Source organism: Geodermatophilus sp. SYSU D01036, assembly GCF_054050435.1.
This window is the reverse complement of sequence record NZ_JBJGZJ010000014.1, coordinates 1-26,848: the sequence shown is the minus strand read 5'-3', so window position 1 is coordinate 26,848 and position 26,848 is coordinate 1. Positions and strand designations below refer to the sequence as shown.

The 26,848-nt window shown below is 75.2% G+C and carries 29 protein-coding genes; 8 read left to right on the top strand and 21 right to left on the bottom strand.

Annotated elements, in window-relative coordinates; all coding sequences use genetic code 11:
* Positions 1–2: 2 nt before the first annotated feature.
* Genes ACI8AR_RS14825 through ACI8AR_RS14805 form a run of 5 tightly spaced genes read right to left on the bottom strand, consistent with a single transcriptional unit; the run spans position 3 to position 5,977 of the window.
* On the bottom strand, positions 3–686 hold the full coding sequence (locus ACI8AR_RS14825; RefSeq protein ID WP_457051705.1) for an SRPBCC family protein: 684 nt from the start codon (positions 684–686) through the stop codon (positions 3–5).
* Entirely contained in the window at positions 683–3,094 is a 2,412-nt protein-coding gene (gene cutA / locus ACI8AR_RS14820) for an aerobic carbon-monoxide dehydrogenase large subunit (protein ID WP_457051704.1), read from the bottom strand. The genes ACI8AR_RS14825 and cutA overlap by 4 nt, the downstream gene beginning before the upstream one ends.
* Positions 3,091–3,609, bottom strand: coding sequence for a (2Fe-2S)-binding protein (locus ACI8AR_RS14815; RefSeq protein WP_457051703.1), 519 nt, complete (start codon positions 3,607–3,609; stop codon positions 3,091–3,093). Before ACI8AR_RS14815 ends, cutA begins: the two co-directional genes overlap by 4 nt.
* Positions 3,606–4,493, bottom strand: coding sequence for an FAD binding domain-containing protein (locus ACI8AR_RS14810; protein WP_457051702.1), 888 nt, complete (start codon positions 4,491–4,493; stop codon positions 3,606–3,608). Before ACI8AR_RS14810 ends, ACI8AR_RS14815 begins: the two co-directional genes overlap by 4 nt.
* On the bottom strand, positions 4,490–5,977 hold the full coding sequence (locus ACI8AR_RS14805; protein WP_457051701.1) for a uracil-xanthine permease family protein: 1,488 nt from the start codon (positions 5,975–5,977) through the stop codon (positions 4,490–4,492). Before ACI8AR_RS14805 ends, ACI8AR_RS14810 begins: the two co-directional genes overlap by 4 nt.
* Positions 5,978–6,160: 183 nt before the next feature.
* On the opposite strand from ACI8AR_RS14805, the gene ACI8AR_RS14800 reads away from it, so the two are divergent.
* Genes ACI8AR_RS14800 through ACI8AR_RS14790 form a run of 3 tightly spaced genes read left to right on the top strand, consistent with a single transcriptional unit; the run spans position 6,161 to position 9,730 of the window.
* Positions 6,161–7,660: an FdrA family protein gene (locus ACI8AR_RS14800; protein WP_457051700.1), complete on the top strand. Its 1,500-nt coding sequence runs from the start codon at positions 6,161–6,163 to the stop codon at positions 7,658–7,660.
* Complete coding sequence (locus tag ACI8AR_RS14795; RefSeq protein WP_456936132.1) at positions 7,657–9,066, top strand: DUF1116 domain-containing protein; 1,410 nt, start codon at positions 7,657–7,659, stop codon at positions 9,064–9,066. The genes ACI8AR_RS14800 and ACI8AR_RS14795 overlap by 4 nt, the downstream gene beginning before the upstream one ends.
* 52 nt (positions 9,067–9,118) lie before the next feature.
* Complete coding sequence (locus ACI8AR_RS14790) at positions 9,119–9,730, top strand: hypothetical protein (RefSeq protein ID WP_457051699.1); 612 nt, start codon at positions 9,119–9,121, stop codon at positions 9,728–9,730.
* A 3-nt stretch (positions 9,731–9,733) separates the two neighbouring features.
* On the opposite strand, the gene ACI8AR_RS14785 is transcribed toward ACI8AR_RS14790, so the two are convergent.
* A complete protein-coding gene (locus ACI8AR_RS14785) occupies positions 9,734–10,222 on the bottom strand; it encodes a DUF2470 domain-containing protein (RefSeq protein ID WP_457051698.1) in 489 nt (162 codons plus the stop codon).
* A 339-nt stretch (positions 10,223–10,561) separates the two neighbouring features.
* On the opposite strand from ACI8AR_RS14785, the gene rpsD reads away from it, so the two are divergent.
* Complete coding sequence (gene rpsD, locus ACI8AR_RS14780) at positions 10,562–11,164, top strand: 30S ribosomal protein S4 (RefSeq protein ID WP_457051697.1); 603 nt, start codon at positions 10,562–10,564, stop codon at positions 11,162–11,164.
* Here rpsD and ACI8AR_RS14775 read toward each other — a convergent pair.
* From ACI8AR_RS14775 to ACI8AR_RS14720, 12 genes are all read right to left on the bottom strand, one after another.
* Positions 11,152–11,823: a 3-oxoacid CoA-transferase subunit B gene (locus tag ACI8AR_RS14775; protein ID WP_457051696.1), complete on the bottom strand. Its 672-nt coding sequence runs from the start codon at positions 11,821–11,823 to the stop codon at positions 11,152–11,154. The two genes, rpsD and ACI8AR_RS14775, sit on opposite strands and share 13 nt — an antisense overlap.
* Positions 11,820–12,488: a 3-oxoacid CoA-transferase subunit A gene (locus tag ACI8AR_RS14770; protein WP_457051695.1), complete on the bottom strand. Its 669-nt coding sequence runs from the start codon at positions 12,486–12,488 to the stop codon at positions 11,820–11,822. Before ACI8AR_RS14770 ends, ACI8AR_RS14775 begins: the two co-directional genes overlap by 4 nt.
* Positions 12,489–12,650: 162 nt before the next feature.
* Positions 12,651–12,914 (bottom strand): hypothetical protein, encoded by a 264-nt coding sequence (locus ACI8AR_RS14765; RefSeq protein WP_456936126.1) that lies wholly within the window; start codon positions 12,912–12,914, stop codon positions 12,651–12,653.
* 12 nt (positions 12,915–12,926) lie between these two features.
* Entirely contained in the window at positions 12,927–14,054 is a 1,128-nt protein-coding gene (locus tag ACI8AR_RS14760) for an SRPBCC family protein (protein WP_457051694.1), read from the bottom strand.
* Complete coding sequence (locus ACI8AR_RS14755) at positions 14,051–15,736, bottom strand: hypothetical protein (protein WP_457051693.1); 1,686 nt, start codon at positions 15,734–15,736, stop codon at positions 14,051–14,053. Before ACI8AR_RS14755 ends, ACI8AR_RS14760 begins: the two co-directional genes overlap by 4 nt.
* A gap of 93 nt (positions 15,737–15,829) precedes the next feature.
* Positions 15,830–16,582 carry a GvpL/GvpF family gas vesicle protein gene (locus tag ACI8AR_RS14750; RefSeq protein WP_457051692.1) on the bottom strand — a complete coding sequence of 251 codons (753 nt, stop codon included), beginning with the start codon at positions 16,580–16,582 and terminating at the stop codon, positions 15,830–15,832.
* 2 nt (positions 16,583–16,584) lie between these two features.
* Positions 16,585–17,028, bottom strand: a complete 444-nt coding sequence (locus ACI8AR_RS14745) for a gas vesicle structural protein GvpA (RefSeq protein ID WP_456929695.1) — start codon at positions 17,026–17,028, stop codon at positions 16,585–16,587.
* A complete protein-coding gene (locus ACI8AR_RS14740) occupies positions 17,025–17,399 on the bottom strand; it encodes a gas vesicle protein K (protein WP_457051691.1) in 375 nt (124 codons plus the stop codon). Before ACI8AR_RS14740 ends, ACI8AR_RS14745 begins: the two co-directional genes overlap by 4 nt.
* Positions 17,396–17,608: a gas vesicle protein GvpJ gene (gene gvpJ / locus ACI8AR_RS14735; protein ID WP_387991074.1), complete on the bottom strand. Its 213-nt coding sequence runs from the start codon at positions 17,606–17,608 to the stop codon at positions 17,396–17,398. Before gvpJ ends, ACI8AR_RS14740 begins: the two co-directional genes overlap by 4 nt.
* Positions 17,601–18,728, bottom strand: a complete 1,128-nt coding sequence (locus ACI8AR_RS14730) for a GvpL/GvpF family gas vesicle protein (RefSeq protein WP_457051690.1) — start codon at positions 18,726–18,728, stop codon at positions 17,601–17,603. Before ACI8AR_RS14730 ends, gvpJ begins: the two co-directional genes overlap by 8 nt.
* Positions 18,725–19,135, bottom strand: a complete 411-nt coding sequence (locus ACI8AR_RS14725; protein ID WP_457051689.1) for a gas vesicle protein — start codon at positions 19,133–19,135, stop codon at positions 18,725–18,727. The genes ACI8AR_RS14730 and ACI8AR_RS14725 overlap by 4 nt, the downstream gene beginning before the upstream one ends.
* Positions 19,132–19,413, bottom strand: coding sequence for a gas vesicle protein GvpO (locus ACI8AR_RS14720; protein ID WP_456936118.1), 282 nt, complete (start codon positions 19,411–19,413; stop codon positions 19,132–19,134). The genes ACI8AR_RS14725 and ACI8AR_RS14720 overlap by 4 nt, the downstream gene beginning before the upstream one ends.
* Positions 19,414–19,811: 398 nt before the next feature.
* Between ACI8AR_RS14720 and ACI8AR_RS14715 the strand changes: the two genes are divergently transcribed.
* Positions 19,812–19,988, top strand: a complete 177-nt coding sequence (locus ACI8AR_RS14715) for a hypothetical protein (RefSeq protein ID WP_457051688.1) — start codon at positions 19,812–19,814, stop codon at positions 19,986–19,988.
* A gap of 42 nt (positions 19,989–20,030) precedes the next feature.
* Here ACI8AR_RS14715 and bar read toward each other — a convergent pair whose 3' ends face one another.
* Complete coding sequence (gene bar, locus ACI8AR_RS14710; RefSeq protein ID WP_456936117.1) at positions 20,031–21,134, bottom strand: barbiturase; 1,104 nt, start codon at positions 21,132–21,134, stop codon at positions 20,031–20,033.
* A gap of 13 nt (positions 21,135–21,147) precedes the next feature.
* Positions 21,148–22,101: a carbamate kinase gene (locus tag ACI8AR_RS14705; RefSeq protein WP_457051687.1), complete on the bottom strand. Its 954-nt coding sequence runs from the start codon at positions 22,099–22,101 to the stop codon at positions 21,148–21,150.
* A gap of 122 nt (positions 22,102–22,223) precedes the next feature.
* Between ACI8AR_RS14705 and ACI8AR_RS14700 the strand changes: the two genes are divergently transcribed.
* Positions 22,224–22,664, top strand: a complete 441-nt coding sequence (locus ACI8AR_RS14700) for a hypothetical protein (protein WP_457051686.1) — start codon at positions 22,224–22,226, stop codon at positions 22,662–22,664.
* A 2-nt stretch (positions 22,665–22,666) separates the two neighbouring features.
* Here the strand turns inward: ACI8AR_RS14700 and ACI8AR_RS14695 are convergent, their stop codons facing one another.
* Complete coding sequence (locus ACI8AR_RS14695) at positions 22,667–23,485, bottom strand: PHP domain-containing protein (RefSeq protein ID WP_457051685.1); 819 nt, start codon at positions 23,483–23,485, stop codon at positions 22,667–22,669.
* A gap of 78 nt (positions 23,486–23,563) precedes the next feature.
* On the opposite strand from ACI8AR_RS14695, the gene ACI8AR_RS14690 reads away from it, so the two are divergent.
* Together ACI8AR_RS14690 and ACI8AR_RS14685 are read left to right on the top strand one after the other, a co-directional pair.
* Complete coding sequence (locus ACI8AR_RS14690) at positions 23,564–25,789, top strand: RecQ family ATP-dependent DNA helicase (RefSeq protein WP_457051684.1); 2,226 nt, start codon at positions 23,564–23,566, stop codon at positions 25,787–25,789.
* 42 nt (positions 25,790–25,831) lie between these two features.
* Positions 25,832–26,464 carry an alpha-ketoglutarate-dependent dioxygenase AlkB gene (locus ACI8AR_RS14685; protein WP_457051683.1) on the top strand — a complete coding sequence of 211 codons (633 nt, stop codon included), beginning with the start codon at positions 25,832–25,834 and terminating at the stop codon, positions 26,462–26,464.
* Positions 26,465–26,848: the final 384 nt, after the last annotated feature.

The window sequence follows — 26,848 nt, the reverse complement described above, 5'->3', positions numbered from 1 at the left end:
GTCTAGCGACGGCGGCCGAGCAGCCAGCCGACGAGGACGCCGAGCAGGGTGAGCCCCGCCCCGCCGAGCGCGCCGACGGCGAGGGTCTGCAGCTCCGACGACGGCGCCGCCGCCGGGGCCTTCGCGCCGCGGAAGACCTGCGGCTCGGGCGCGGCCGGCGCCCCCGCGGGAGCGGCCGCGGGCGCCTCGGTGGAGCTCGCCGCGGCCGAGGTCGCGCGGGCGGCGGCCGGCGCGACGGCCACGGGGGCGCCCTCGGTGAGCTCGCGGTCGATCGCGGCGAAGAACTGCCCGGCCATCCGCTTGGCGACGCCGGAGATCATCCGCTGCCCCACCCCGGCCACCGGCCCGCCGACGACGGCGTCGGCCGAGTAGGAGAGCGTCGTCCCCTCCTCGTGCGGCTCCAGGGCGATGTCCACCTTCGCCCGCACGTTGCCCGGGGCGCCGGCGCCGGAGGCGTGCATGACGTAGGACGAGTGCGGCTGCTGGTCGGTCAGCCGGACCTCGCCGGCGTAGGTGCCGCGGATGGCGCCCACGCCGACCGAGACGTCCATCCGGTACTCGTCCTCGCCGGTGCGCTGCAGCGACTCGCAGCCGGGGATGGTCCGCGCGAGCACGGCCGGGTCGGTGACGACCCTCCAGACCTCCTCGGGCGTGCCGTGCAGCACCGCCGAGCCGTCGAGGTTCACGCGGGCACTCCCGTCTGGAGGGACGCCTGCGTCCGCTCCGCCGTCTCGTCTCTCATCAGGTCGTACAGCTCGGTCGGCGAGATCGGCATCGACGCGATCCGCCGTCCGGTGGCGTCCTCGATCGCCGAGGCGATCGCCGCCGTCCCCGGGATGACCCCCGCCTCGCCGGCGCCCTTGATCCCCAGCGGGTTGAGCGGCGACGGCGTCTCCTGGTGGTCGATGACCACGTCGGGCACCTCGGAGGCATAGGGCATGAGGAAGTCCATGAACGACGCGTTCTGCAGCTGCCCGTCGGCGTCGTAGGCCATCCGCTCGTACAGCGCCCCGCCCACGCCCTGGGCGACGCCGCCGTGCACCTGGCCCTCGACGATCATCGGGTTCACCACGTTGCCGCAGTCGTGCACGACCGCGTACCGGACGACGTCGATCTCCCACGTCCGCGGGTCGATCTCCACCACGGCGGCGTGCGCGCCGGAGGCGAACGTCGAGCGGATCGGCGAGTAGTAGTCGCGGTGCTCCAGGCCCGGCGCGTCCCCGGGCGCGACCGGCGGCTTGCTGTCGTCGTGCGTGGCGAACTGGGTGGCCTGCTTGGCCGCCTCGTCGAACGCGTAGCGCAGCGGGTTGGACAGGACGGCGACCGTGCGCAGCGGGATCGACGCCCCCGGCGTCCCCTTGACCTGCACCAGACCCTCGTCGATCTCCAGGTCCTCGGGGTTGGCCTCGAGCACCTCGGCGGCGATCCGCAGCGCCTTCTCCCGCACCCCGCGGGCGGCCAGCGCGACGGCGTTGCCGCTCATCACCGCGGCCCGGGAGGCGAACGTGCCGACGGCGTACCCGAAGCGCCGGGTGTCGCCGGTGTGCACCTCGACGTCCTCGATCGGCACCCCCAGCTCGGAGGCGACGATCTGCGCGAACACCGTCTCGTGCCCCTGGCCCTGTGAGGTGAGCCCGGTGGAGACCAGCACCTTGCCGCTGCCGAGCACCTGCACGTGCCCGCCCTCGTAGGGCCCGGGCCCGGTGCCCTCCACGTAGAGCGCCATGCCGACGCCGAGCAGCTTCCCGCGCGCCTGCGCGTCCGCGCGCAGCGCGGCGGCCTCGTCCCAGCCGACCAGCGCGACGAGCTTGTCCAGCAGCCCGGGGTAGTCGCCGGAGTCGTAGATCACCGGCCGGCCGTCCTGGAACGTCAGGCGGTGGTCGTAGGGGAACTGGTCGGGCGTGATCAGGTTCCGCCGGCGCACCTCGGCGCGGTCGAGGCCGAGCGCGTCGGCGATGCGGTCCATCGTCCGCTCCATCGCGTAGCAGCCCTGCGGCCGCCCGGCCCCGCGGTAGGGCGTGACGATGACGGTGTTGGTGTAGACGCTCTCGACGACCACCCGGTACACGGGGATCACGTACGGGCCGACCAGCTGGGTCGCCGTCACGATCGGGACGATGATCCCGTAGGGCGTGTAGGCGCCGTTGTCGTGCCAGACGTGCACGTCGAGCGCGGTGATCCGGCCGTCGTCGTCGTACCCGACGGTGATCTCCTGCCGCTGCTGGCGCTCGTGGGCGCTGGAGACGAAGTGCTCGCGCCGGTCCTCGGCCCACTTGACCTCGCGGCCCAGCCGGATCGCCGCCATCGGCACCAGCAGCTCCTCGGGCCACGGGTGCACGATCTTGACGCCGAAGCCGCCGCCGACGTCGGGCGCGATCACCTCGACGCGGTCCAGCGACAGCTCGAGCTTGGCGGCGATCGCCGCGCGCACCGACGTCGAGGCTTGGGTGCTGGAGTGCACGCGCAGGCTGCCGTCGTCGGCGTCCCAGCGGGCGTGCACGCCCTTGCCCTCCAGCGGCGTGCAGGCGCTGCGCTCGATGTACTGGGTGAACGACAGCGTGTGCGGGGCGGCGGCCAGTGCCGGCTCGACGTCGCCGGTCTCCTGGTGGTGCCGGGCGGCGACGTTGTCGGGGATCTCCTCGTGGACGGCGTGCTCGGCCGCCCGGGCGGCGTCCACCCCGACGACGACCGGCAGCTCCTCGTAGGTGACGACGATCCGCTCGGCGGCGTCCTCGGCCACGTACCGGTCGGTGGCCACGACCATGACGACCGGCTCGCCGACGTGGTTGACCTCGCCGTTGGCCAGCGGGTACCCGGTGCGCGGCGCGTGCAGCTGGGGGTGGGGGATGAGCACGGGCAGCGGCTCGGCCATCGGGCCGGTGAGGTCCTCGTAGGTGTAGATCGCGACCAGGCCCTCGACGTCCAGCGCCGCCTCGACGTCGACGTCGACGACGCGGGCGTGCGCGTGCGGGCTGCGCACGAAGGCCGCGGCCAGCGCGCCGGCGCCGATGTCGTCGAGGTACCGGCCGCGGCCGGTGATGAGGCGGGCGTCCTCGCGCCGGCGGACCGGCTCCCCGAACAGCTTGGTGGTCACCGTGCCTCCTCCCGCATCGCGGCGGCGGCGTGCCGGACGGCCTTCTTGATGTTGGCGTAGCCGGTGCACCGGCAGAGGTTGCCGCCGACGAGCTCGTCGACCTCCTCCTCGGTGATCTCCGCGCCCGCGTCCCGCGCCTCGAGGCCCGCGGCGATGGTCACCAGGAAGCCCGGCGTGCAGAACCCGCACTGCAGGGCGTGGCACTCGCGGAAGGCCTCCTGCACCGGGTGGAGCACCTGCCCGCCCTGGTGGTCCTCGCGGGCCAGGCCCTCGACGGTGGTCACTTCCGCGCCGTCGACCTGTACGGCGAGCACCAGGCAGGAGCGCACCGGGTCGCCGTCGACGAGCACCGTGCACGAGCCGCAGACGCCGTGCGCGCAGCCGACGTGCGTGCCGGTCAGCCCGAGGTCGTCGCGCAGCGCGTCGGCGAGCACCCGGCGCACCGGGACGGTCACCTCCCGCGGGACGCCGTTCACCGTCACGCGGACGGTCCGCTCCGTGTCGACGGAGGTCATGCAGCGGTCCTCTCGATCGCCTCGGCGGCCGCGTCGGCGAGTGTCCGTTCGGTGAGCACGCCGACCAGCAGCCGGCGGTAGTCGGCGCTGGCGTGGATGTCGGTGTCGGGGTCGACCAGCGTGCGGGCCAGCGCGCCGGCCGCGGCCCAGTCGGCGCTGTCCACGGGCTTGCCGGCGACGGCCTCGGTGAGGTCGTGCACCTCGGGCACCAGCCCGACCGACAGGTAGGACGCGCGGACGGCGGCCACCCGGCGCTCCGCGTCGAGGGTCACGACGACGCCGGCCCCGCAGACGGCGTAGTCCCCCTTGCGCCGGGCGATCTCGGCGAAGGCGGTGCCCGAGCGCTCGGGCAGGGCGGGGAAGAAGGCGTCGACGACGACCGCGCCGCCGGGCAGCGAGGTCTCCAGCGGCCCGACGAACAGGTCCTGCCAGCCGACGGTCTCCCGGCCGGCCGGCGTGGCCACGGTCACCGAGCCGCCGGTGAGGGCGAGCACCGAGGTCATCTCCCCGGAGGGGTCGGCGTGCGCGATCGACCCGACCGTCGTCCCGCGGTTGCGGATGGCCGGGTGGGCGACGTTCGCCGTCGCCCGGGCCAGCAGCGGCTGGACCCGGGCGGCGGCCTTCGCGTCAGGGCTGTCGCGGAGCAGCTGCGCGTGCCGGACGAGGGCGCCCACCCGCACGCCGTCCCCGGTCGCCTCGACGGCGTCGAGGCCGGGCACCCGGTTGACGTCGACCAGCGTGGCCGGCGCCGCCAGGCGCATCGCCAGCAGCGGCAGCAGCGACTGCCCGCCGGCGAGCACCTTGGCGCCGGGCTCGGCGGCCAGGACGTCGAGCGCCTCGTCGAGGGACCGGGGGTCGGCGTAGCGGAAGGGTGCGGGCTTCACCTGTCGAGCGTCCCCTTGCGGGTGTCGACACCGGGCCGGCCCACCTCGTCCACCGACGACGGGTCGGCGCTGTACTCGCGTCCGCGGGGGCCGTACTCGTGCGCCCCGGCGTGGCCGAGCGCGGGACCCGTGCCACCGGCGTACTCCCGCTCGGCCAGGAGCGCGGCCTTCATCTCCGCCGGCGCGAGGGCGCGGGCGACGTGCCAGCCGAGCACCGCCACGATCGTGCCCAGGGCGATGCCGCCCAGCGAGAAGGTGTCGGTGATCTGCAGGTTCACGTTGCCGATGGCGATGATGATGCCCGCGGCGAGCGGCACCAGGTTGATCGGGTTGGCGAAGTCGACCCGGTTCTCTTTCCAGATCTTCGCGCCGAGCAGGCCGATCATCCCGTAGAGGACGACGGTGATCCCGCCCAGCACGCCGCCCGGGATGATGTTGATCAGGGCGCCGAACTTCGGGCAGAGGCCGAGCAGGATCGCCACGAGCGCCGCCACGTAGTAGGCCGCCGTCGAGTAGACGCGGGTGGCGGCCATGACGCCGATGTTCTCGGCGTAGGTGGTGGTCGGGGAGCCGCCGACCGAGGAGGCCACGACGGTGGCGACACCGTCGGCGGCGATCGCCCGGCCCATGTACGGGTCCAGGTCGCGCTTGGTCATCTCGGCGACGGCCTTCACGTGGCCGGCGTTCTCCGCGACCAGCGCGATGACGGCGGGCAGCACCAGGAGGCTGAAGTTGAGGGAGAAGCTGGGCGCGGTGAAGTCGGGGAGGCCGAACCAGTCGGCCTGGGCGACGGAGTCGAAGTTGATCCGGTCGCGGGTGACGACCTCGCCGGTGCCGTCGGGCGAGGTGATCTGGCCGGCGGTCGCGTCGAGCAGGATCGACAGCAGGTAGCCGAAGACGAGGCCGAGCAGGATCGAGATGCGGGCCCAGAAGCCGCGCAGCAGCAGCGAGGCGACGATGACGAAGGACATCGTGGCCAGCGCCACCCACTGGTCCTGGGGCCAGTAGATGCCGGCGACCACCGGGGCCAGGTTGAAGCCGATCAGGAGGACGACCGCGCCGGTCACCGCCGGCGGCAGGATCGCGTGCAGGAACCGGACCCCGGCGAAGTGGATGAGCACGCCGACCAGCGCCAGCACGACGCCGGAGACCAGGATCGCGCCGACGACGTCGCCGGAGTCGCCCCCCTGCGCCCGGACGGCGACGACGCCACCGACGAACGAGGCGCTCGTGCCCAGGTAGCTCGGCACCTTCCCGTTCACGATGAGCAGGAAGATGATCGTCGCGATCCCGCTCATCATGATCGCCAGGTTCGGGTCCAGGCCCATGACGATCGGGAAGACGAAGGTCGCGCCGAACATGGCGACGACGTGCTGGGCGCCGATGCCGATGGTGCGGGGCCACGACAGTCGTTCGTCGGGCGCGACGGCCTCGCCCAGCGGCGGCGTCTTGCCGTCGCCGTAGAGCTTCCAACCGAACGCCATGGGGTCCTCCTCGCGAGGCACAGCCGATGCGGGCCGGGAGGTGCCGCCACCCCCGGGAGGCCGTCACAGTGTCACGCGACACGCCGGTGCGAAAGTGCCTCAGCGCTAAATGTTCGGCCGGAAACAAGATCGTTGCGCCGTCGATATCTCACCGCTGAGGGATCTCCCGGTACGGTCGGCGGGGTGAGCGATCCAGGCCCCGGAGAGGGCGTCCGGCACGTCTCCCTGCGCAGCGGCGTCTACGCCGACTCGGTGCGGTTGATGCAGGTCAGCCGCGACGTCGGCGCCCGCGAGGGCGTCACCGCCGTCCTCGTCGCCATGGCCACGCCGCTCAACGTCGAGCTCGCCGCGGGCATGGGGCTGGCGCCCGAGGGGACCCCCGCGCCCGACCAGCTGCTGATCGCCGTCCGGGCCGTGGACGACGACGCGCTGGCCGCCGCGGTGGCCGCCGTCGACGCCGCCCTGGCCGAGCGCGAGCGCTCCCGCGCCACCGCCGACGCCCAGCCGGCCCGCACCATCGGCGCCGGCCTCGACGACCTCGAGCCGGGCGCCCCGGCGCTGGCGATCGTCAGCGTCCCCGGGCAGTACGCCGCGCTCGAGGCCGCCGACGCGATCGCCGCCGGCCGCAGCGTGCTGGTCTTCTCCGACGGCGTCCCGGTGGAGCAGGAGGTCGCGCTCAAGCGCGCCGCGCACGCCGCCGGGGTGCTGGTCATGGGCCCCGACTGCGGCACCGCGATCGTCTCCGGCGTCGCGCTCGGCTTCGCCAACGTGGTGCGCCCCGGCCCGGTCGGCGTCGTCGCGGCGTCGGGGACCGGCGCGCAGCAGGTGTCCTGCCTGCTCGACGCGGCCGGCGTCGGCGTCTCGCACGTGATCGGCGTCGGCGGGCGCGACCTGTCCGAGGCCGTCGGCGGGCTGGCCACCCTCGACGCGCTGGCGGCGCTGGACGCCGACCCGGCCACCGAGCGGGTGCTCGTCGTCTCCAAGCCGCCGGCGCCGTCGGTGGCCGAGGCGGTGGAGCGGGCCGCCGCGGGGCTGGCCACGCCGGTCCGGTCGGCCGCGCTGTCGCCGGAGACGCCCGACCTCACCGCTGCGGTCGAGGCGCTGCTGGCCGACATGGGGCTCGACGTCCCGGTCTGGCCGTCGCGGCCCGGGCCGGCGGAGGCCGCGCTGCCCGGCGCGGTCCTCAAGGGCCTCTATTCCGGCGGCACGCTGGCCGACGAGGCGATGCTCCTCGCCGCCCCGGTGCTCGGCGACGTCCGCTCCAACACCCCGCTGCGGCCGGACCTGGACCTCGGGACGGACCTGTCCGCCCGCGGGCACGTGGTGATCGACTTCGGCGACGACGCCCTGACCGTCGGCCGCGCCCACCCGATGATCGACCCGACGCTGCGGCTGGAGGCGATCGCCCGGCTGGCCGACTCCGGCGAGCCCGCCGTGCTGCTGCTCGACGTCGTCCTCGGCCACGGCGCCGACGCCGACCCGGCGGCGGCCCTCGCCCCGGCGCTGACCGCCGCGCGCGAGCGCGCGCAGCTGCCGGTGGTCGTCGCGCTGGTCGGCACCGAGGCCGACCCCCAGGGCTGGAGCCGCCAGGCCGACGCCCTCGCCGCGGCCGGCGCCGCGGTCTTCGCCTCCAACGCCGCGGCCACGCGGTACGCCCTCGACCTGCTGGGAGCGCAGCGATGAGCCTGGGTGGTCTGCTGGACGGCCCGCCGGCGGTGGTGGCCGCGGGCGTCGACGTCTTCTCCGGCGCGCTGCGCGCCCAGGGCGCCTCGGTGGCCGACGTGGACTGGCGGCCGCCCGGCTTCGGCGACGCCGCCGACCTCGCCGCGCTGGCGCTGGACCCGCGCCGCGCGGCGGCCAACCGGACGGCGGTCGAGCGGGTGCTGGCCGCGGGCTCGGTGCTGGTCGACGTCCGCCCGGCCCGCGAGGTGCTCGGCCTCGAGGGGCGCACGCTGCTGCACTCCGGCCCGCCGCTGACCTGGGAGGCGGCGTCGGGCCCGATGCGCGGGGCGCTCGTCGGCGCCTGCCTGTTCGAGGGCTGGGCGTCGACGGTGGAGGAGGCGGAGGCGCTGCTCGCCTCGGGCGGCGTGGAGCTCGAGCCGTGCCACCACCGCTCCGCCGTCGGCCCGATGGCCGGGGTGACCTCGCCGTCGATGTGGGCGTGGTGCCTGGAGGACCCGGTCAACGGCGGCCGGGCCTACTGCAACCTCAACGAGGGCCTCGGCAAGGTGCTGCGGATGGGCGCCTTCAACGAGGAGGTGCTCACCCGGCTGGCCTGGATGCGCGACGTCCTCGGCCCGCTGCTGGCCCGCGCGGTGCGCTCGATGGCCGAGCCGCTGGACGTCAAGGCCGTGCTCGCGCAGATGCTGCAGATGGGCGACGAGGGGCACAACCGCAACCGCGCCGGGTCGCTGATGACGCTGCGCGAGCTGTCCCCGGCGCTGGCCGCGCTCGACGCACCGTCCGACGACGTCGCCGCCGCGCTGCGCTTCATCGGCGGCAACGAGCACTTCTTCCTCAACCTCGGCATGCCGACGGCGAAGCTGGCGATGGACGCCGCCCGCGACGTCCCCGGCTCGACGCTGGTCACCGTGATGGCGCGCAACGGCACCGAGTTCGGCGTGCAGACCGCCGGCACCGGCGACCGCTGGTTCACCGGCCCCGCGCAGACGCCCGTCGGCCTGTTCCTCGGCGACTACGGCCCCGAGGACGCCAACCCCGACATCGGCGACTCCGCGATCATGGAGACCTACGGCGTCGGCGGGTTCTCGATGGCCGCGGCGCCGGCGATCGTGCGCTTCGTCGGCGGCACCGTGCCCGACGCGCTGGCCACCACCGAGCGGATGTACCAGCTCACCCTGGCCGAGAACCCGGCGATGGCGATCCCGATCCTCGGCTTCCGCGGCGCCCCGACCGGCATCGACGTCCTCGCCGTGGCCCGGACCGGCTGGCTGCCGCAGATCAACACCGGCATGGCCGGGCGGGTCGCCGGCACCGGTCAGGTCGGCGCGGGCCTCGTGCAGCCGCCGCGGGAGTGCTTCGAGCAGGCGCTGGCCGCGCTCGCCGAGGAGGCCCGCGCCGCCGCCTGACCCGCACCCGGTCACCTTGCCGAGGCCCGGGCGGTCGCACCAGGCTCGCTGCATGTGGACCAGCGCCTGGCCGGACGGCGAACCGGACGACGACGACCTGCGGCGGATGGGCGCGCCACAGAACGAGCTGCCGGTGGCCCTGCCGCAGAACGTGCTGCTCGCCCGCACCGACGACGCCGTGGTGGCCCTGGTGGGGATGCAGGTCCACTCGACGGGCCTGGCGTTCGACCTCGCCGTCCGCGTCCGTCCTGGGACGCTGTCCGGGACCGAGCTCCACGAGGTGCTCTGGCAGCCCAGCCCCGGGGCGCCACCGCTGCTCCTCGGACTCGAGCTGGCCGACGGCACCCGGGTGGACAACACCGGCGAGGCGGAGTGGGGCGGCGACGTCGTCTTCACCCAGGGGAGCGGCTCGGGCAGCGAGTACTCCGTGGACCACTCCTGGTGGCTGTCCCCGTTGCCGCCGGCCGGGCCGCTGACGGTCGTCGTGTGGTGCCCGGAGCTCGGCCTGCCGGAGACCAGCACGGTGATCGACGGGACAGCGATCCGCGCGGCCGCCGAGGGCGTGGTCGAGCTGTGGCCGTGGGAGCCGCCCCGACGGCGCGGCCCGGATCGACCGCGGCCCGCGCTGGAGATCCCGGAGGGCAGCTGGTTCGCCCGGCGATGACCGCTACGCCGGACCGCAGGTGAGCAGGGTGTCCAGCGCGGCGGCCAGGCCCTCCCCGCCGGTCAGCGGCGCCCGGAACGGCACGCGCAGGTCGTGGCAGGAGCGCCGCGCCTCGACGCGGAACCGCACGCCGTGCCGGTCCAGCCCGAGCAGGCGGACGTCGTCGCGCGGGCCGGCCCAGGCCCGCACCCGGGCGAGCAGGGTGTCCAGCGCACCGGCGTGCGCGGCGGCGAGGCCGGACTCCGCGGCGCTCACCGGGTCCGGCCGCGCGTCCGCGAAGTCCTCGGGCTCCACCTCCGCCGACGTCCCGGCGTCGGTGAGCAGCACCTCGGCGAGGTCCAGGCGCAGCAGCACCGCGCCCAGGCCGACGTCGAGCAGCGCGTCCGAGGGGCGGACGTCGGCGAGGTCCAGCAGCGCCGCCTGCACGCCGGCCGGGTGCACGGGGGTCAGCCAGCCGGACAGCTCCACCTGCCCGCGCACCGGGTGCTGCACCGGGAAGGGCGTGCTCGGTGACGGTCAGCCGCGCCGGCAGGTCGCCCAGCGGCGAGGTCCGCAGCGCCGCCGCCAGGCGCCCGTCCGCGGGGACGACGACGAGCACCTGCCCGGCCGCCGTCGTCCCGGTGACCGTGACCTCGACCGCGCCGACGCCGACCGCGTGCAGCGCCGCCGAGGCCCGGGCGGCCACCGTGCGGGCGCGCTCGGCGGGGGAGGGCTGCGGGATGCCGGTGGTGCCCGAACCGGCGCGGGGGGAGGGGCCGGCGGTCATCGATCACCTCGGGTGTCGGGATGCGGGTAAGGTGAACCTAACCTAAGTTCACTACGGAGGTCCGGTTGAACACCCCGCGTCCCCAGGTCCGGCTCAGCCGCCGGCTCGGCCTGCCGCTCACCCCGAAGGCCGTGAGCTACTTCGAGCGCCGCCCCTACCCGCCGGGCGAGCACGGCCGCAAGCGCAAGCAGCAGAGCGACTACTCGACCCGGCTGCTGGAGAAGCAGCGGTTGCGGGCGCAGTACGACGTCAGCGAGACCCAGCTGCGCCGGGCGTTCGACCGGGCCCGACGGACGGGTGGCAAGACCGGCGAGGCGCTGATCCAGGACCTCGAGTCGCGGCTGGACGCCACGGTGCTGCGCGCCGGGTTCGCGCGGACCATCTACCAGGCCCGCCAGTTCGTCACCCACCGGCACGTGCTGGTCAACGGCCGCCGGGTGGACCGCCCGTCCTACCGGCTGCGCCCGGGCGACTGGATCTCGATCGCCGAGCGGTCGCGGACCCGGGAGCCGTTCCAGGTCGCCGCGGCCGGCGCGCACGCCACCGCCCCGGCCTACCTCGAGGTGCGGCTGGCCGACCTCACCGCCCGGGTGGAGCGCGTGCCCGCCCGCGAGGAGGTCCCGGTGGTGTGCGAGGAGCAGCTGGTCGTGGAGTACTACTCCCGCTGACCCGGCAGGAGCACCCCGACGTCGTCGGCGAAGGACAGCCGGGCGGCCGTGGCGCCCTGCAGGTCGTCGCGGCTGAGCCCGGCCACCATCTCGCGCACCAGGAACCCCTCGGCGGTGACGTCGAGGACGGCGAGGTCGGTGTAGACGCGGTCGACCACGCCCGCGGCGGTGAGCGGGTAGGTGCAGCGCGGCACGAGCTTGGGCTCACCGGACTTGGTCGTGTGCGTCGTCATGACCAGCACCCGCTTCGCGCCGACGGCGAGGTCCATCGCGCCGCCGACCGCCGGCGGGTGCGTGACGTCGTCGGTCGCCCAGTTGGCGAGGTCGCCGTGCTCGGAGACCTGGAAGGCGCCGAGCACGGTCACGTCGACGTGGCCGCCGCGCATCATGAGGAACGCGTCGGTGTGGTGGAAGAACGCCCCGCCGGGCAGGAGGGTCACCGGCTGCTTGCCGGCGTTGATCAGCTCGGGGTCCTCCTCGCCCGGCGCCGGGGCGGGGCCCATCCCGAGGATGCCGTTCTCCGAGTGGTAGACGACCTCCTTGTCGTCCCCGACGCAGTCGGCGACCAGCGTGGGCAGGCCGATGCCGAGGTTGACGTAGGCGCCGTCGGGGATGTCCCGGGCGATCCGCCGTGCGACGTCCCGCGTGTCCAGCCTCACGCCCTGCCCACCTCCACGACACGGTCCACGAAGATCCCCGGCGTCACGATCGCCTCCGGGTCCAGCGCGCCCAGCTCCACGAACTCGTCCACCTGGACGACGGTCAGCGCGGCGGCCGCGGCCATCGTCGGACCGAAGTTCCGCGCCGCGGTGCGGTAGACGAGGTTGCCCCAGCGGTCGGCGCGCGCGGCCCGGACCAGGGCGACGTCGCCGGGCAGGGGCTCCTCGAAGACGTGCCGCCGGCCGTCGATCACCCGCACCTCCTTGCCCTCGGCGAGGCGGGTGTCGGCGCCGGTCGGAGTGAAGAACCCGCCGAGGCCGGCGGCCGCGGCGCGCATCCGCTCGCTGAGCGTGCCCTGGGGGACCAGCTCGAGCTCCACCTCGCCGGCGCGCCAGCGCTCCTCGAACCAGATCGAGCCGGTCGAGCGCGGGTACGAGCAGACGATCTTGCGCACCCGCCGCTCGCGCAGCAGCGCCGCGACGTCGGTCTCGCCCGAGCCGGCGTTGTTGGTGACGACGGTGAGGTCGGTGGTCCCCTGGTCGAGCAGCGCGTGCACCAGCTCCACCGGGACACCGGAGGCGCCGAACCCGCCGATCAACACGGTCGCGCCGTCCTCGATGCCCGCGACGGCGTCGGCCAGTGACCCCACCCGCTTGTCGATCATCCGCACCCTCTCCGGCTCCGTCGGCGTGCCCCGACGCTAACGGGCCGGCGCCGTCCGGCCTCCCCCGGTCCCGCGCGGCCGCCCGGCCGCCCGGCCGCACAGACGCCACCGGCCGGCGCCGGGGTGCCCCGAGGGGCCCCGACGCCGGCCGGCGACGGTCGTTCAGGAGGACAGGCGGACCAGCCGCTGGATCAGCGACCGGCTGGGGAACCGGTCCTGGCGGATCTTGGCCAGCAGGATCTCCGCGTACTCCTGCTTGCGCCACGGCGTGAGGAGCGCCTCGACGTCGTCCATCATCGTCGCCGACGGGTAGTGGTCGGTCTCGATCTTCTCCAGGAGGACGTCGAGGACCTCCTCCCGGACGCTGAGCGAGATCGCCGCCTCACGCAGCGACGCCGGGACCTCGCCGTTCTCGGTCTGGGACATCGTCTCCTCCTCTCAGCGGGTGCCGGCGGGTGCCGGCCGCCGCGCCCGTCGCCGCTGGGGCGCCCCGCCCCCGTCGCCGGAGGGCTGCTCCTCGGGAGCCGGCTCCTCCTCGGGGGCCTCCTCCGGGGCCTCCTCGGGAGCCTCCTCGGGCTCCTCTTCCTCAGCGCCCTCCTCCTCGCCGGGCTCCTCCTCGCCGGCTTCCTCCTCCTCGTACCCGGCTTCCTCGTCGTAGCCGGTCTCGTCCTGGTCCTCGGCCTCTTCCGGGGCCTCGGCGCCGGTCTCGTCCGGCTCCGGCTCGTCGGGGCCGCGGACGACCTCGCCGTCCCGGATCTCCCCGCGCCAGCTGCCGGTCGCCTCGCCGCGCATCATGATGAAGCGCCGGAAGTGCTTGAGGTCCAGCCGGGCGCGGCGGCCCTGGGCCCGCCAGATGTTGCCGGTCTTCTCGAACAGGCCCTGCGGGTAGTACTCCATGACCAGCAGGACCTGCGTGAGGTCGTCGGCCAGCGGGTGGAACGTGATGACGCCCTTGGTCGTGCCCTTGGCGCCCTCGGTGGTCCAGACGATCCGCCGGTCCGGGATCTGCTCGGTGACGGTCGCCTTCCAGTTCCGGCGGGACTTGAACACCTTCACCCGCCAGTTGCTGGACACCTCGTCGGCCTGGTCGACCGAGTCGACGCCCTTCATGAAGCTGGCGAACTCCTGGTACTGCGTCCACTGGTCGTAGGCGACGTTCACCGGGACGCCGACGTAGACGTCCTCGACGATGTTGACGAACTTCTTGTTGCCGCCGGCGCCGCCGCCCTTGCGGAACAGGCCCTTGACCTTCTCCTTGACGCCCGTGCCCACGCCGCCGAGCACGGCCTTGACCGGGCTGTCGCCCTGGGCCACCCGGGAGATCGCGCCCATCGCGGCGGGGGCGACGAAGCCGCCGCCGTCGGCCTTCTCCTTGAGGTTGTCGGTGACGCCGCCGACCTTGCTGCCGAGCGACTTCACCGCGTCGGTGGCGCGGGCCTTGGCGTAGTCCTTCGCCGCGTCACCGAGGCGGCCGATCACCGGGTTGTGGGCGAGCCCGCCGAGCAGGCCCCCGCCACCTCCGCCGCCGCCGGTCTCCTGGTTCTCCTGGTTCTCGGTGCTGGTCATGCGCGGGTTCCTTCCGTGCGCGGACGACGGGGTGTGCGGCCCTGCGGCCGGGCGCGGCGTGCCGGCTCGGCCTCGGTCTGGCGGCCCTCGTCACGGCCGGCGGCCTCCTGGCCGCTGCCGGACGCGGCGTCGCCGGTCGGCCGGGGCCGCCGGCGGGGAGCCTCCGAGGACTGCGCCCGGTCGCCCTGCGCCCGGTCCCCTCGGCCCTGACGGCTCTGCGGACGACGGGCCGCACGCCGCGGCGGCAGCGGGGTCTCCTGCTGCTCCTCGTCGTCGCCCTCGTCGTCGCCCCCGAGGTCCTGCGAGGCGTTGCCCCCGCCGGCGGTCCCCCCGGCGGCGCTGTCGGTGTCGCCGCCGTCCGTGTCGTCACCGGGCGAGCCGCCGGCCTGGCCGGGGTCGACGTCGACGTCGGCGTGACCCGGGTCGGGGGTGCGGTCGCCGCCCTCGTCGGACGTCTCGTCCTCGGACTCGTCCTCACCGGACGTGTCCTCGGCCGAGGTGTCGTCCTCGGCGGTCGCGCCCTCCTCGCCTTCGTCGGTGTCCTCGTCGGTGTCCTCGTCGGTGTCCTCGTCGGACTCCTCGTCCTCCTCCGAGGTCTCGTCCTCGGCGGTGAGGTCGTCGTCGCCCTCGTCGCCCTCGTCGGACTCGGTGTCCTCCTCGGCGTCGTAGGAGTCCTCGTCCTCGTACTCGTCCTCGTCGGTGTCCTCGTCGGTGTCCTCGTCGGTGTCCTCGTCGGTGTCCTCGTCGGTGTCCTCGTCGGACTCCTCGTCGGACTCCTCGTCCTCCTCCGAGGTCTCGTCCTCGGCGGTGAGGTCCTCGTCGCCCTCGTCCTCGCCGGACTCCGCCTCGTCCTCGGCCGCGCCGGTGTCCTCCTCGGCCCGGTCGTCGGGGACGCCCTCGTCCTCGGACCCCGCGTCCTCGGATCCCGCGTCCCCGGCGCCCTGGTCCTCGTCGGTGCCGGTGTCCTCGGTGTCCTGGTCCTCGGCGGTGCCGGTGTCCTGGTCCTCGGCGGTGCCGGTGTCCTGGTCCTCGGCGGTGCCGGTGTCCTGGTCCTCGGCGGTGCCGGTGTCCTGGTCCTCGGCGGTGCCGGTGTCCTGGCCCTCGGCGGTGTCCTCCTCCGCCTCCGCGGCCTTGCCGGTGTCCTCCTGCTCCTCGTCCTCCTTGCCCTTGCCCTTGCCGGTGATCGCCCGGAGGCCACGGCGGAGGACGCCGGTGCCGGACTCGGCAGCGCCGCCCGCGGCGCCACCGGCCGCGCCGGCCGCCTTGCCGGCGGTGTCGGTGGCCGTGGAGGCGGCCTCGCCCGCGGTGTCGGTGGCCTTGAGCGCCGCCTCGCCCACGGTGTCGACGGCCTTCCCGGCCTTCTCGTTCAGCGCGGCCGTGCGCTGCTCGAGCGCCTTGGTCAGCGCCGCGAGCTGGGTGTCGAAGGTGGCCGTCGCCGCGCTCCTGCCGGCCTGCAGCAGGGGCCCGCGCAGCTGGGTCAGCAGCTCCTTGGCCTCGTTGCTGCTGGCGACGGACAGGAGGGCCTCACGCAGGAGGCGCTTGGGGTCCAGGGCGGACTGCGAGCCGGCGACCCACATGGCGAAACTGAGTGCGGCCCGGCCCTTCTTCATGCGGCCCAGCAGGTAGCCACCGAGCGTGGCGGCTCCCAGCTTGAGCACGGACGGCGTGGGACTCTCGGTCACAGTGATCCTCTTCTCCGCCCGGGGACCCGGTCCCCGGTGCAACTGCTCGATCGACTGCCGCCGGCCCCCGTACCGACGGTGTGCTGCTTTCCCTCACCACCCCCATCGCGAACGGGGTGCGGGCTGCGAACCCACGACCACGTCGTCCAGGAAGCTGTAGACGGGCATCGGGCCCACGTACTCGACGCTGGCGCTGCCGGCGGCGGCCTCGCGCAGCCGGGCGACCGCGGCGTCGGCGTCGTCGAGCCGGCCACGCCGGACGAGGTACGCCGTCCGCGACACCTGCTCGTCGACGTGCAGCTCACGCGACTGCTCGGCCACCCCCGACAGCTCCTGCGTCCAGGTGGCGGCGAGCTCTGCCTGCCGGTCGGCGACGCGCGCCGCCACCGCCTCGCCCACCGCCATCCGGTCGGCCAGCGAGGCCCCCGGCACCCGGGCGCGCGCGGCGAGCCGCGCGATGTCCGGGTCGTCGCGGCTCACCGCGGCGACCGAGGCGTCGGTGTCGAAGTCGAGGTCCAGCCGCAGCTCGACCAGGTCGGCCACGGCGTCCAGGCGCTGGGCCAGCTCGTCCGCCGACGGCTCGAGCACCTCGGCCCGGACGGCGTCCTCGTCGGGCGCGACGGTCCCGAACGGCAGCGGCAGCACCGGGACGGTCACGACCAGGGTCACCAGCAGGTCGAGGTGCGCGACGGCGTCGTCGCCCACCAGCTCGCCGTCCGGCGCGTCGGACACCACCGCCGCCAGCGGACCCGCGACGACGGCGCGCGGCTGCTGCAGCCGGCCGGGCGGCACCCGGCCGACGGCGGCGGCGTCGGCCTCCCGGACGACGCCGTGCACGAGCAGCACCGTCAGCTCCGGTTCTGCGGCCGCCGCGACGCCGGGGCGCCGCGCTCGCCGCCGCCGCGCGAGCCGCCGTCGCCCTCCTCCTCGCGGTTCCGGTCGCGGCCGGTGAGGGAGCCGATGACGTCCTGCGCGGTCTCCCGGGCGCCGCTCAGGGCTCCTTTGGTCGCGGACTTCGGCCCGCCCTGGGTGACCTCGCGGATGAGCCCCGGCAGCCCGGCGACCTGGTCCTGCGGCTGCAGGTCCAGCCGGTTGACCGCCTCGGCGAAGCGCAGGTAGGTGTCGACGCTGGCGATCACGATCCGCGCGTCGATGGTGAGCAACTCGATGCCCACCAGCGCCACCCGCACGTACGCGTCGATGACGATGCCCTTGTCGAGGACGACGTCGAGGACGTCCGCGAGGCCGCTGGGCCGGGGGGCGCGGTTGACGGAGGACGTGGACATGGTCATGGCGATCTCCTGCTCGGGTCGGGGTCAGGGGGCCGTGCTCGGGTGCCCGTGGTGCCACCGCGCGCCAGCGCGGTGAGGTCGAGGGGCAGGTACAGGTCCTCGGGGACGACGCCGAACGCGTCGATCAGCTCGTCGAAGGTGGCCTCCAGGTCGATCAGCGCCCGGCCGAGCTGCTCGACCTGGGCGTCGGTGAGGTCGCCGACGTCCACCCGCCGCAGCGCCTGGCGCTCGACGACCTGGCGGACGACCTCCAGCAGGGACACGACCAGCCGCCCCAGCGAGCGGCCGACCTCCTCGCCGCTGCCCTCGAGGCGGCGGGCGGCGCCGGACGGTGCCCTCCGCTGCGGGAGCGGGGGCTCGGGGCCCGTCACCGGAGGGCCTCCGTGCCGGCCGGCTGCGGCTCCCGGGGCTGGACGGCGGTGAGCAGCAGGCGCAGGTCCAGCCGGACCAGGTCGATGCCGGCCAGGGTGATGACGACGTCCCCGCCGACGTAGGCGCCGCGCTGCAGCACCCGGTCGAGCAGCTCGACCAGGCTCGTGCCCCTGGTGTCCCCGCCGAGGATCCCGGTCCGCTCAGCCACCGTGACCCTCCGCGGTCAGCGCGGCGAAGGAGTACGGCGGCCAGGGGCCACTCACCTCCAGCGCGAGTCCGTCGTCCTCCAGCTCGGCCCGGAGCTCCCCGACCGCGGCGAGGAACGCCTCCTCCGCGTCCGGTACCACCAGGCAGGCGAGGTCGAGCAGCAGCCCGGACGCCGGCGCGGCGCCGCGGTGCAGGCACTCCCGGACGTGCGGGTCCAGCACCTGCTCGAGCCGGTCGGCCGCCCGGGCGGCGTCGCGGGCGGCCTCGTCCCGCTCGCGCAGCGCCTGCCGGCGCTGGGCCAGGTACGCCGTGCCGGTCAGCTCCTCGCGGTCGGGGCGGGGGCCGCCGTCGCCGGCCTCCTCGCCGTCGGCCGGGCGGACCAGCCGGACGCCCCACTCGCGGGCGTCGCCGATGCGGGCCAGCTGCTCGCGGGCGACGGCGGCGTGCTCGGCCAGGAGGCGGCGGGCGGCCGTCGCGTCGGGGACGGCGGTGCCCAGCCGCAGCGGCAGCACCGGGCCGGCGGCGACGGCGGCCCGGACGACGGCGTCGTGGCCGCGGGCCAGCAGCGCCAGGCGCCCGCCCTCGGACAGGTCGTCGGGGTCGATCTCCAGGTCGGCCCGCGGCACGCGGCGCACGAGCAGACCGAGGTCGCCGTCGGTGACCAGCTCGAGGGGGCGCCCGCCGTCGGGGGCGCCGGGCGGGTCCGCGGGCACCGGGAGGTCGGCGCGGGCCAGCGCGAAGGCGTACAGCACCTCGTCCGGCAGCGGAGCCGCGTCGGTCCGCGGCGGAGGCACGGGAGGCGGTGCCGACCCGGGTGGCGGCGCGGGCTCGGGCGGCACAGGGGTTTCGGGCGGCACAGAGGTTGCGGGCGGCACAGGGGGTGCGGGCGGCGCAGGGGGTGCGGGCGGCGCAGCGGGCTCCGGGCGGGCGGCCGCGGCCGGCGCGGGGGCCGCACCCGCGGCCCGGCCGGCGAGGACCTCCGCCACCAGGGCGTCGGCGAGCAGGCCGGCCAGCCGCTCGACCGCCAGCTGGCGGCCCCGGACGACCGCGTCCGCCAGCACCTCGGGGCCCAGCTCGCGGGCGACCCGGGTGAGGCGGTCGGGGACGTCGGGACCGGTCACGGCTGCTCGGCCTCCCGCCGCTCCGTCGTCTGGTCCGTCGCCGCCGGGCCGGCCTCGAGGCCCTGCCGGCGGACCAGGTCCTCCAGCTCAGCGACGCGCGCCCGCAACGCGGCGACCTCGCCGTCGTCGCGCTCGCCGTCCTCGACGGCCGGCGCGGGCCGGCCGGAGAAGAACGGGTCGTGGCTCCACCAGTCCAGGCCCATCTCGCGGGCGGTCTCCGCGGAGGAGACGAACAGGCGCAGCTTGAGGGTCAGGAGCTCGATGTCGAGGATGTTCACGACGATGTCGCCGGCGATGACGATGCCCTTGTCGAGCACGCGCTCGAGCACGTCCGCCAGCGAGTCGGGCTGCCGGCCGAGCGCTCCGCTGCCGACGCCGACCTGACGGCGGGCGACGGGTCCGCTCATGCCTGGTCCACCTGGCCGCGGCTGAAGCGGCGCAGCCTCTCGAACCCGGTCAGGGTGCCGGAGCCGTCCATGTCGACCCGGTAGGTCGCCATGACGCTCGTCGTGGAGGGGATGCGCTCCAGTTCGACGACGTCGACCAGCACGGACCACCCGTCGCCGTCCCGGCGCACGCCGGTGGTGGCGACGGGCTCGAGGCCCGTCAGAGCCATGAACTGCTCCAACGCGCCGCGTACAGCGCCCACGAGTCCCCCGTGACCCTCGCGATGATCGGTGTCCATGAGCGGCCCACTTCACGTCGTCGAATGATCAGGATCCGCCCCTACCCGACCCCCATCCAGGGGAAACGGGATGATCACGGACGGGTGACGGTGTACCGGAGCGGGCCCGGGCGCGCCACCGCGGGGCCGGATCGCCGCGTGCGCCGGGACGATCGAGGACGGCGCGGTGGTCGACCATCCCGGGAACACGACCGCGTCCGTCGGGAGCAGTTCGACCCGCGCCCACCTGCCCGGGATGTGCGGGCGCGGCTGGGGCCGGGTCCAGTACACCGCCGGCGACTCCGCGGTCGCCATCCCGGCCGAGGCGGTCCACCACGGCGTCACCGAGACGGCGCTGCTCGCGGTCTCCCGCGGCAACGTCTGCGGAGGCGGCCGGGTCCGCGGTCTCGGTGGACCCGGTGATCGCCGGACCCACCCACACCGGCGGCGTCGAGGAGTTCGTCCACCCGCTCGTGGGCCGCGACCTGCCGTGGGACGAGGTGCAGCGGCGGTTCGTGCGCGGGCACCGCCCGGCCCCGCTGCTGCAGCGGCGCGCTGCGCGTCGACGGGGGTACGTGGACGCGATCCTGCCGTGAGCGGGACCCGCAGGGGAGCGCCCGGCGGGTCCCGCTCGGGCCTCAGGCCTTGACGATCGCGGCGACCGGGCCGCCGCCGGAGGGGCCCTGGTGCACCGCGGCCACCGACACGAACACCGCAGGGTCGCCGGTCACCGACGCCGCGACGCCGCCGACCGTGGCCTTGATCTGCCGGTGCCAGAAGACGTCGGAGTCGTCGAGCATCGCGTTGCGCCGGCCGCGGACGTAGCCGGTCGGGTCGGCCTCGCACTTGAGGAAGACGTTGACCAGCCGGTCGCCGAGGTCGCTGACGTGCGGCCGCTCGGGCAGGTCCAGCCCGGCCTGGCGGATGGCGTCCCAGATGCCGTCCTGGTCCAGGGCGTCCTTCATCACCGAGTGGCCGATGCGGTAGTTCCCGCCGTGCCCGCGGGCGTTGCCGACGACGACGATCTGCGCCCGGTCCAGCTCCACGCCCGACGAGCAGGAGGCGACGGCGCTGTACAGGGACAGGTCGCGCATGACCTGCTCCTGCTTCGGCATCTCGATCTCGCCGAGCGCCACCGCGATGCCGAGCGCCGTCGTGCCGTTGGACAGGTCCATCGACCCGTGCGGCTCGTCGTAGTACGTGTCCTTGCCGCGGTTCTTCGCGTCGCGGATGGTCTCGATGGTCAGCAGCGGCGTCTTGGTCTGCACGTAGTGGACGTCGGCCGGGTCGGTGATGCCGGCCGCCTCCATCGCGCGGCGCACGCCCTCGGCGACCTTCTCCACCATCGAGATGCGGCCGATGTCCTCGGGCAGCAGGACGTCGCTCATCGCGTAGCCCACGGTCAGCCGCGGCTCGTCGGTCTTCTCGACGGCGTCCTCGGGCAGCGTCGCGAAGATCGTGGCGTGCGGGCTGATGACGCCGTCGGTGCCGCCGGACCACACGATCGGGATCTGCGCGACCTCCTCCTTCGACCGGCTGCCCTTCTCCAGCAGCACCTCGCGGAAGGCGCGGTCGGCGATGATCCGGGTGTAGTCGTTGACGCCGCCGTTGCCCTCGGTCTTGCCGATGACGGCGACGACCCGGTCGGCCTCCATGACGCCGTCGTCGATGAGCTTGGCCAGCTCGCTGGCGTCGCTCACGTTGTGCAGCGGGACCTTGCGGACCTCGATCGGTGCGGGCACCTGTTCCTCTTCTCTATGCGACGGTGAGCACGGTGCCGACGGCGTCACCGGTGACGGCGTCGGCGATGTTCTCGAGCGAGGTGACGACGGCGCGCTCGCCGCCCGCCTCGACGAAGCGGAGGACGGCCTCCACCTTGGGGCCCATGGAGCCCCGGGCGAACTGGCCGTCGGCGGCGTGCGCGCGGAGCTCGGCCACCGTGACCCGGCCGAGCGGGCGCTGCGCCGGCGTGCCGAAGTCGACCATCACGTTCGGGACGTCGGTGGCGATCACCAGGGTGTCGGCGTCCAGGTCGCGGGCCAGGACGGCGGCGGTGAGGTCCTTGTCGATGACGGCCTCGACGCCGCGCAGCGCGGCGCCGTCCCCGCCGTCGTCGGTCACCGGGATGCCCCCGCCCCCGGCGCAGACGACGACGAAGCCGGCCGCGGCGAGGGCGTGGATCGCGGGGGAGTCGACGACCGACCGCGGCTCGGGGGAGGCGACCACCCGCCGCCAGCCCCGCGGGCCGCGGTCCTCCCAGACCTGGCCGAGGGCGAGGAAGCGCTCGGCCTCCTCGCGCGGCAGGAACCGGCCGACCGGCTTCGACGGCTCGGCGAAGTGCGGGTCGGCGGCGTCGACCAGGGTGCGGGTGACCAGCCCGGCGGTGCGCTGCGGGAGGCCCCGGGCGGCGAGCGCCGCGTCCAGCTCGTCGGCGACGGTGAAGGCGATGGTCGCCTGGGTCTGCGCGACGTTCCAGTCCAGCGGCACCGGCGGCACGACGTGCGCCGCGAGCTCGTTCTTGACCAGCAGGTTGCCCACCTGCGGGCCGTTGCCGTGGGTGAGCACCACCTCGACCCCGGCGGCCACCACCTCGGCGACGTGGCCGGCCGCCTCGCGGATCGCGGTCCGCTGCGCCTCCGGCGTGGCCGAGCCGTCGGGTCCGGTCATGGCGTTGCCCCCGAGGGCGATCACCACGCGGCGGCACGTCACCCCGGCGACCCTAGCGGCGTTTCTCTTAGCGGTGAAGTAGTTGCCGGGGACGACGTCCCACCCGTCAGCCGCCTGGGCAGGGGACGATCCGCGGCAGCGGGGCCACCCGGAGGGAGACGGCGATGCGCGTGCGCTTCGGCTTCGACACCCGCGCCACCCCGGTCCAGGTCCGCGAGGCGTTCACCGACGTCACCGACCGGCGGCTCGAGGTGTGGTCGAAGACCCTCGACCCGGCGAAGTACGAGGTCCGTGAGCAGGGTGAGGGGTGGGCCGTCGTCCGCGAGGGCAGCGCCGGCGTCCCGTTCTGGGTGCTGCTGCGCTACGAGTGGACCGACCCCGACCGCGTCACCTGGACGCTGCTCGACAGCGACCACTGCGACCGCGGCACCGGCGACATCCGGATCACCCCGCGCGACGGCGGCGGCAGCCACGTCGACGTCGTCATGCACCACACCGGCGGCCGGGGGCTGCGCGGCCGGGCCGTGCTGCTGGCCCAGCGCCTGATCGCCCCGCCCGGCCTGCGGCGCACGTGGCGCGACGCCCTCGACCGGGCGGCCGGCTGAGCTCAGCGGCGCCAGAAGTCGAAGCGGTCCCGCCCGGGCCGGAACCCGGCCGCCTCGACGACGTCGACGGCGAGGTTGAAGCGCTGCCCCACCGCGCCGGGCTGGTGGGCGTCGCTGCCGAAGCTGACCGCCTCGCCGCCCTCCTCGCGGAACCAGCGCACCTGGTCCACCGAGGCCAGCGGGCTGCTGGTGTTGACCTCCAGCGCCCGGCCGGTGCCGGCCAGCGCGCGGAACACCGCCCGGTACTCCTCCTCGTAGTCCTTCTCCACGTACCGGTGCGAGCCGCCGGGCCAGTACCGCCGCGGGAAGTCCACGTGCGCGAGCACCTGGAAGACGTCGCTGCTCTCCACCATGTCGACGACCTCGGCCAGGTAGCGGCGCATGGTGCCGTCGGCGTCCTGGTAGAGCAGCTGCCCGACGCCGTAGAGCCGGCCCTCGTGGTGCAGCGAGTGCAGCGACCCCAGGACGCGGTCGACGGGCGCGCCGGCCAGGTGGGCGGCGACGCTGGACTCGAACAGGTGCGGCTCGCCGGCCTCGACGCCGGACCAGATGCGCAGCTCGGGGAACCGCTCGCGGACCTCGGTGAGCTCGGCCCAGTAGCCCTCGGTGTCGATCGGCTCGTGCCGGGAGGCGTGCCGGTCGACCAGGCCGAGGGTGGTGGCCCGGTCGTCGGGGCCCCAGACGGTGAAGTCGAGGTGCTCGGTGAAGGCGATCGCGGGCAGTCCCTGGGCGACCGCCCGCTCGCACGCGCGGGCCATCGTGACCGAGCTCGGGGTGTCCCACGACCACCCGGTGTGCACGTGGTTGTCCGGCGGTCGCATCGTCCCCATCCTGCCCGTCGTCCCCAGGTCCTGCTCACACGGTCCCGCTGTCGGGGGACGCACCTACTGTCGGGTGCCATGAGCACCGCCGCGCCGTCCGCCGACCTCGCCACCGAGGCCCTCGACGTCCTCCGGGAACTGACCGGCCGGCCCGACGCGGTGTTCCGCGAGGGGCAGGACGCCGCCGTCGCCGCGCTGGTCGAGCGGTCCGAGCGGGCGCTGGTCGTCCAGCGCACCGGCTGGGGCAAGTCGGCGGTGTACTTCGTCTCCACCGCGCTGCTGCGCCGCCGCGGCGCCGGCCCCACCCTGCTGGTCAGCCCGCTGCTCGCGCTGATGCGCGACCAGGTGGCCGCCGCGGCCCGCGCCGGCATCCGCGCGGTGGAGATCTCCAGCGCCAACGCCACCGAGTGGGACGACGTCGCCGCGGCCCTGGCGGCCGACGACGTCGACGTCCTGCTCGTCTCCCCGGAGCGGCTGACCAACCCGCGCTTCCGGGAGGAGCAGCTGCCCGGCCTGGTCGCCCGCTGCGGCCTGCTGGTCGTCGACGAGGCGCACTGCGTCTCCGACTGGGGCCACGACTTCCGTCCCGACTACCGCCGCATCCGCGACCTGCTCGGCACACTGCCGGCCGGCACGCCGGTCCTCGCGACCACCGCCACGGCCAACGAGCGCGTCGTCGCCGACGTCGCCGAGCAGCTGGGCGCCGGCGGCGTCGGGGTGACGACGGTCCGCGGCCCGCTGGCCCGCGACTCGCTGCGCCTCGGGGTCCTGCGGCTGCCCACCGACCGCGCCCGGCTGGCGTGGCTCGCCGCTCACCTCGGCGACCTCCCGGGCAGCGGCATCGTCTACACGCTCACCGTCGCCGCGGCCGAGGAGACGGCGGGGCTGCTGCGCGACGCCGGGCACGACGTGCGCGCCTACACCGGCCGCCTCGACGACGCCGACCGCAAGGAGGCCGAGGAGGCGCTGCGGGAGAACCGGGTGAAGGCGCTGGTCGCCACCTCGGCGCTGGGCATGGGCTTCGACAAGCCCGACCTGGGCTTCGTCGTCCACCTCGGGGCGCCGTCGTCGCCGGTCAGCTACTACCAGCAGGTGGGCCGCGCCGGCCGCGCCGTCGAGCACGCCGACGTCCTGCTGCTGCCCGGCCCGGAGGACCTCGCCATCTGGCAGTGGTTCGCCACCTCCTCCATGCCGCGCGAGGACCACGCCGCCGCCGTCCTGTCCGCGATGGCCGACGGGAAGGCGTGGTCGGTGGCGCGGCTGGAGACCGTGGCCGACGTCCGCCGCTCCCGGCTCGAGCTGCTGCTGAAGGTGCTCGCCGTCGACGGCGCGGTGGAGCGGGTGCAGGGCGGCTGGCGGTCCACCGGCCGCCCGTGGGTCTACGACGCCGACCGTTACGCCCGCGTCGCCCGCACCCGGGAGGCCGAGCAGCGGGCGATGATCGCCTACGCGAAGCCCGTCGACGAGGCGCGCTGCCGCATGGCCTTCCTCCAGGAGGCGCTCGACGACCCGACCGCTGCCCCGTGCGGCCGCTGCGACGTCTGCGCCGGCCCCTGGTACCCGACCGACGTCCCCGCCGGCGCCGCCGAGGCGGCCTCCGCCGCGCTCGACCGCCCGGGCGTCGAGCTCGCTCCGCGGGCGCAGTGGCCCACCGGCGCCGACCGGCTCGGCGTCGAGGTGAAGGGGAAGATCGCGGCGGGCGCGCAGGTGGACCCGGGCCGGGCTGTCGCCCGGCTCACCGACCTGGGCTGGGGCCAGCGGCTGCGCACCCTGCTCGGCGACGACGGCGTGGGCGGCACGGTGACCCTCGACCTCGAGGCGCCCGGCATCGAGGAGGACCCGGACGCCGCCTTCGACGTCCCGGTGCAGCGCTCGGTGTCCGACGTCCCGCCGGACGAGGACCTGCTGCGCGCCTGCGCCCGCGTGCTCGGCGCCTGGGACTGGGCCGAGCGGCCGGCGGCGGTGGTCGCGGTCCCGTCGCGCCGCCGCCCGCGGCTGGTGACCGGGGTGGCGCAGGGCCTGGCCCGGGTGGGGCGGCTGCCGTACCTGGGCGAGCTCTCCCTGGCGCACGGCGGGCCGACCGGCGGCCCGGGCGGGAACAGCGCCTTCCGGCTGGCGGGGGTGTGGCAGCGGATCGTCGTCGGGCCGGAGCTGCGGTCGCGGCTCGCCGAGCTGGGGCCGGTGCCCGTGCTGCTCGTCGACGACCTCGCCGACTCGCGCTGGACCATGACCGTCGCCGGACGGGAGCTGCGGCTGGCCGGCGCCTCCCGCGTGCTGCCCTTCGCGCTCGCGCTCACCGCGTAGCGAGGGCTCGTACACACGTTCGATCGCGCGTAGCCTGCCGCCATGTCGCTCGCGCACCAGCCGTCGATGTTCGACGTCGCCGAGGAAGCCGCACTCACCCCGCTCCGGGGCCGGGTGCGGCGGCACGTGCTCAGCAGGGGCGCGTGGGTCGACCACCTGCCGGGCTGGGTCACCGGGTCCGACGAGGTGCTCGAGGTGCTGCTCGGTGACATCGGCTGGCGGGCCGACCGGCGGCAGATGTACGACCGCGAGGTCGCCGTCCCGCGGCTGCTCCGCTGGTACGGGCGCGGCGAGACGCTGCCGCACCCGCTCCTGACCGAGGCCCGCGCCGCCCTCGACGCGCACTACGCGCCCGAGCTCGGCGAGCCGTTCGTCACCGCCGGCATGTGTCTGTACCGGGACGGCCGGGACAGCGTGGCCTGGCACGGCGACCGCCTGGGCCGGAGCCGCACCGAGGACACGATGGTGGCGATCGTCTCCTTCGGGTCGCCGCGGCCGCTCCTCCTGCGCCCGGCCGGCGGTGGCGGCGAGACGCTGCGCTTCCCGCTGGGGCACGGGGACCTCGTGGTGATGGGCGGCTCCTGCCAGCGCACCTGGGAGCACTGCATCCCGAAGACCAGCAGGCCAGTCGGGCCGCGCGTGAGCGTCCAGTTCCGCCCGGCCGGCGTGGCCTGAGCCGGCGACGACCGGCGGGAATGGCGCCACCTACCCAACCGTTTCCACTGGTGTCCACCGCGGTTCACGACGGCGCGAGGGACGCCGGGGACCCCCCGTGCAGAGCTTCTTCGGGGGCGTGTATGGTTCTTCCTGCACCGAGCGAGAACGGACCGGGCCGGAAGGCGCGGGAAACCGCCGGGCCGGACTGTTGCGGAGCCGGTGCTAGAGTGGGGTCACCGCCTCGAACGAGGGCCTGCGAGGGCCGGAGTACGAGCGCGTCCGCTCCTTGAGAACTCAACAGCGTGCCGAAAGTCAGTGCCAAGTAACAAACCCCCGGCGCTGCACCGTGTGGTGGAGCGCAGGGATTCCTTTGGTTGATGGATATCGCGATCTGTCAGGTCG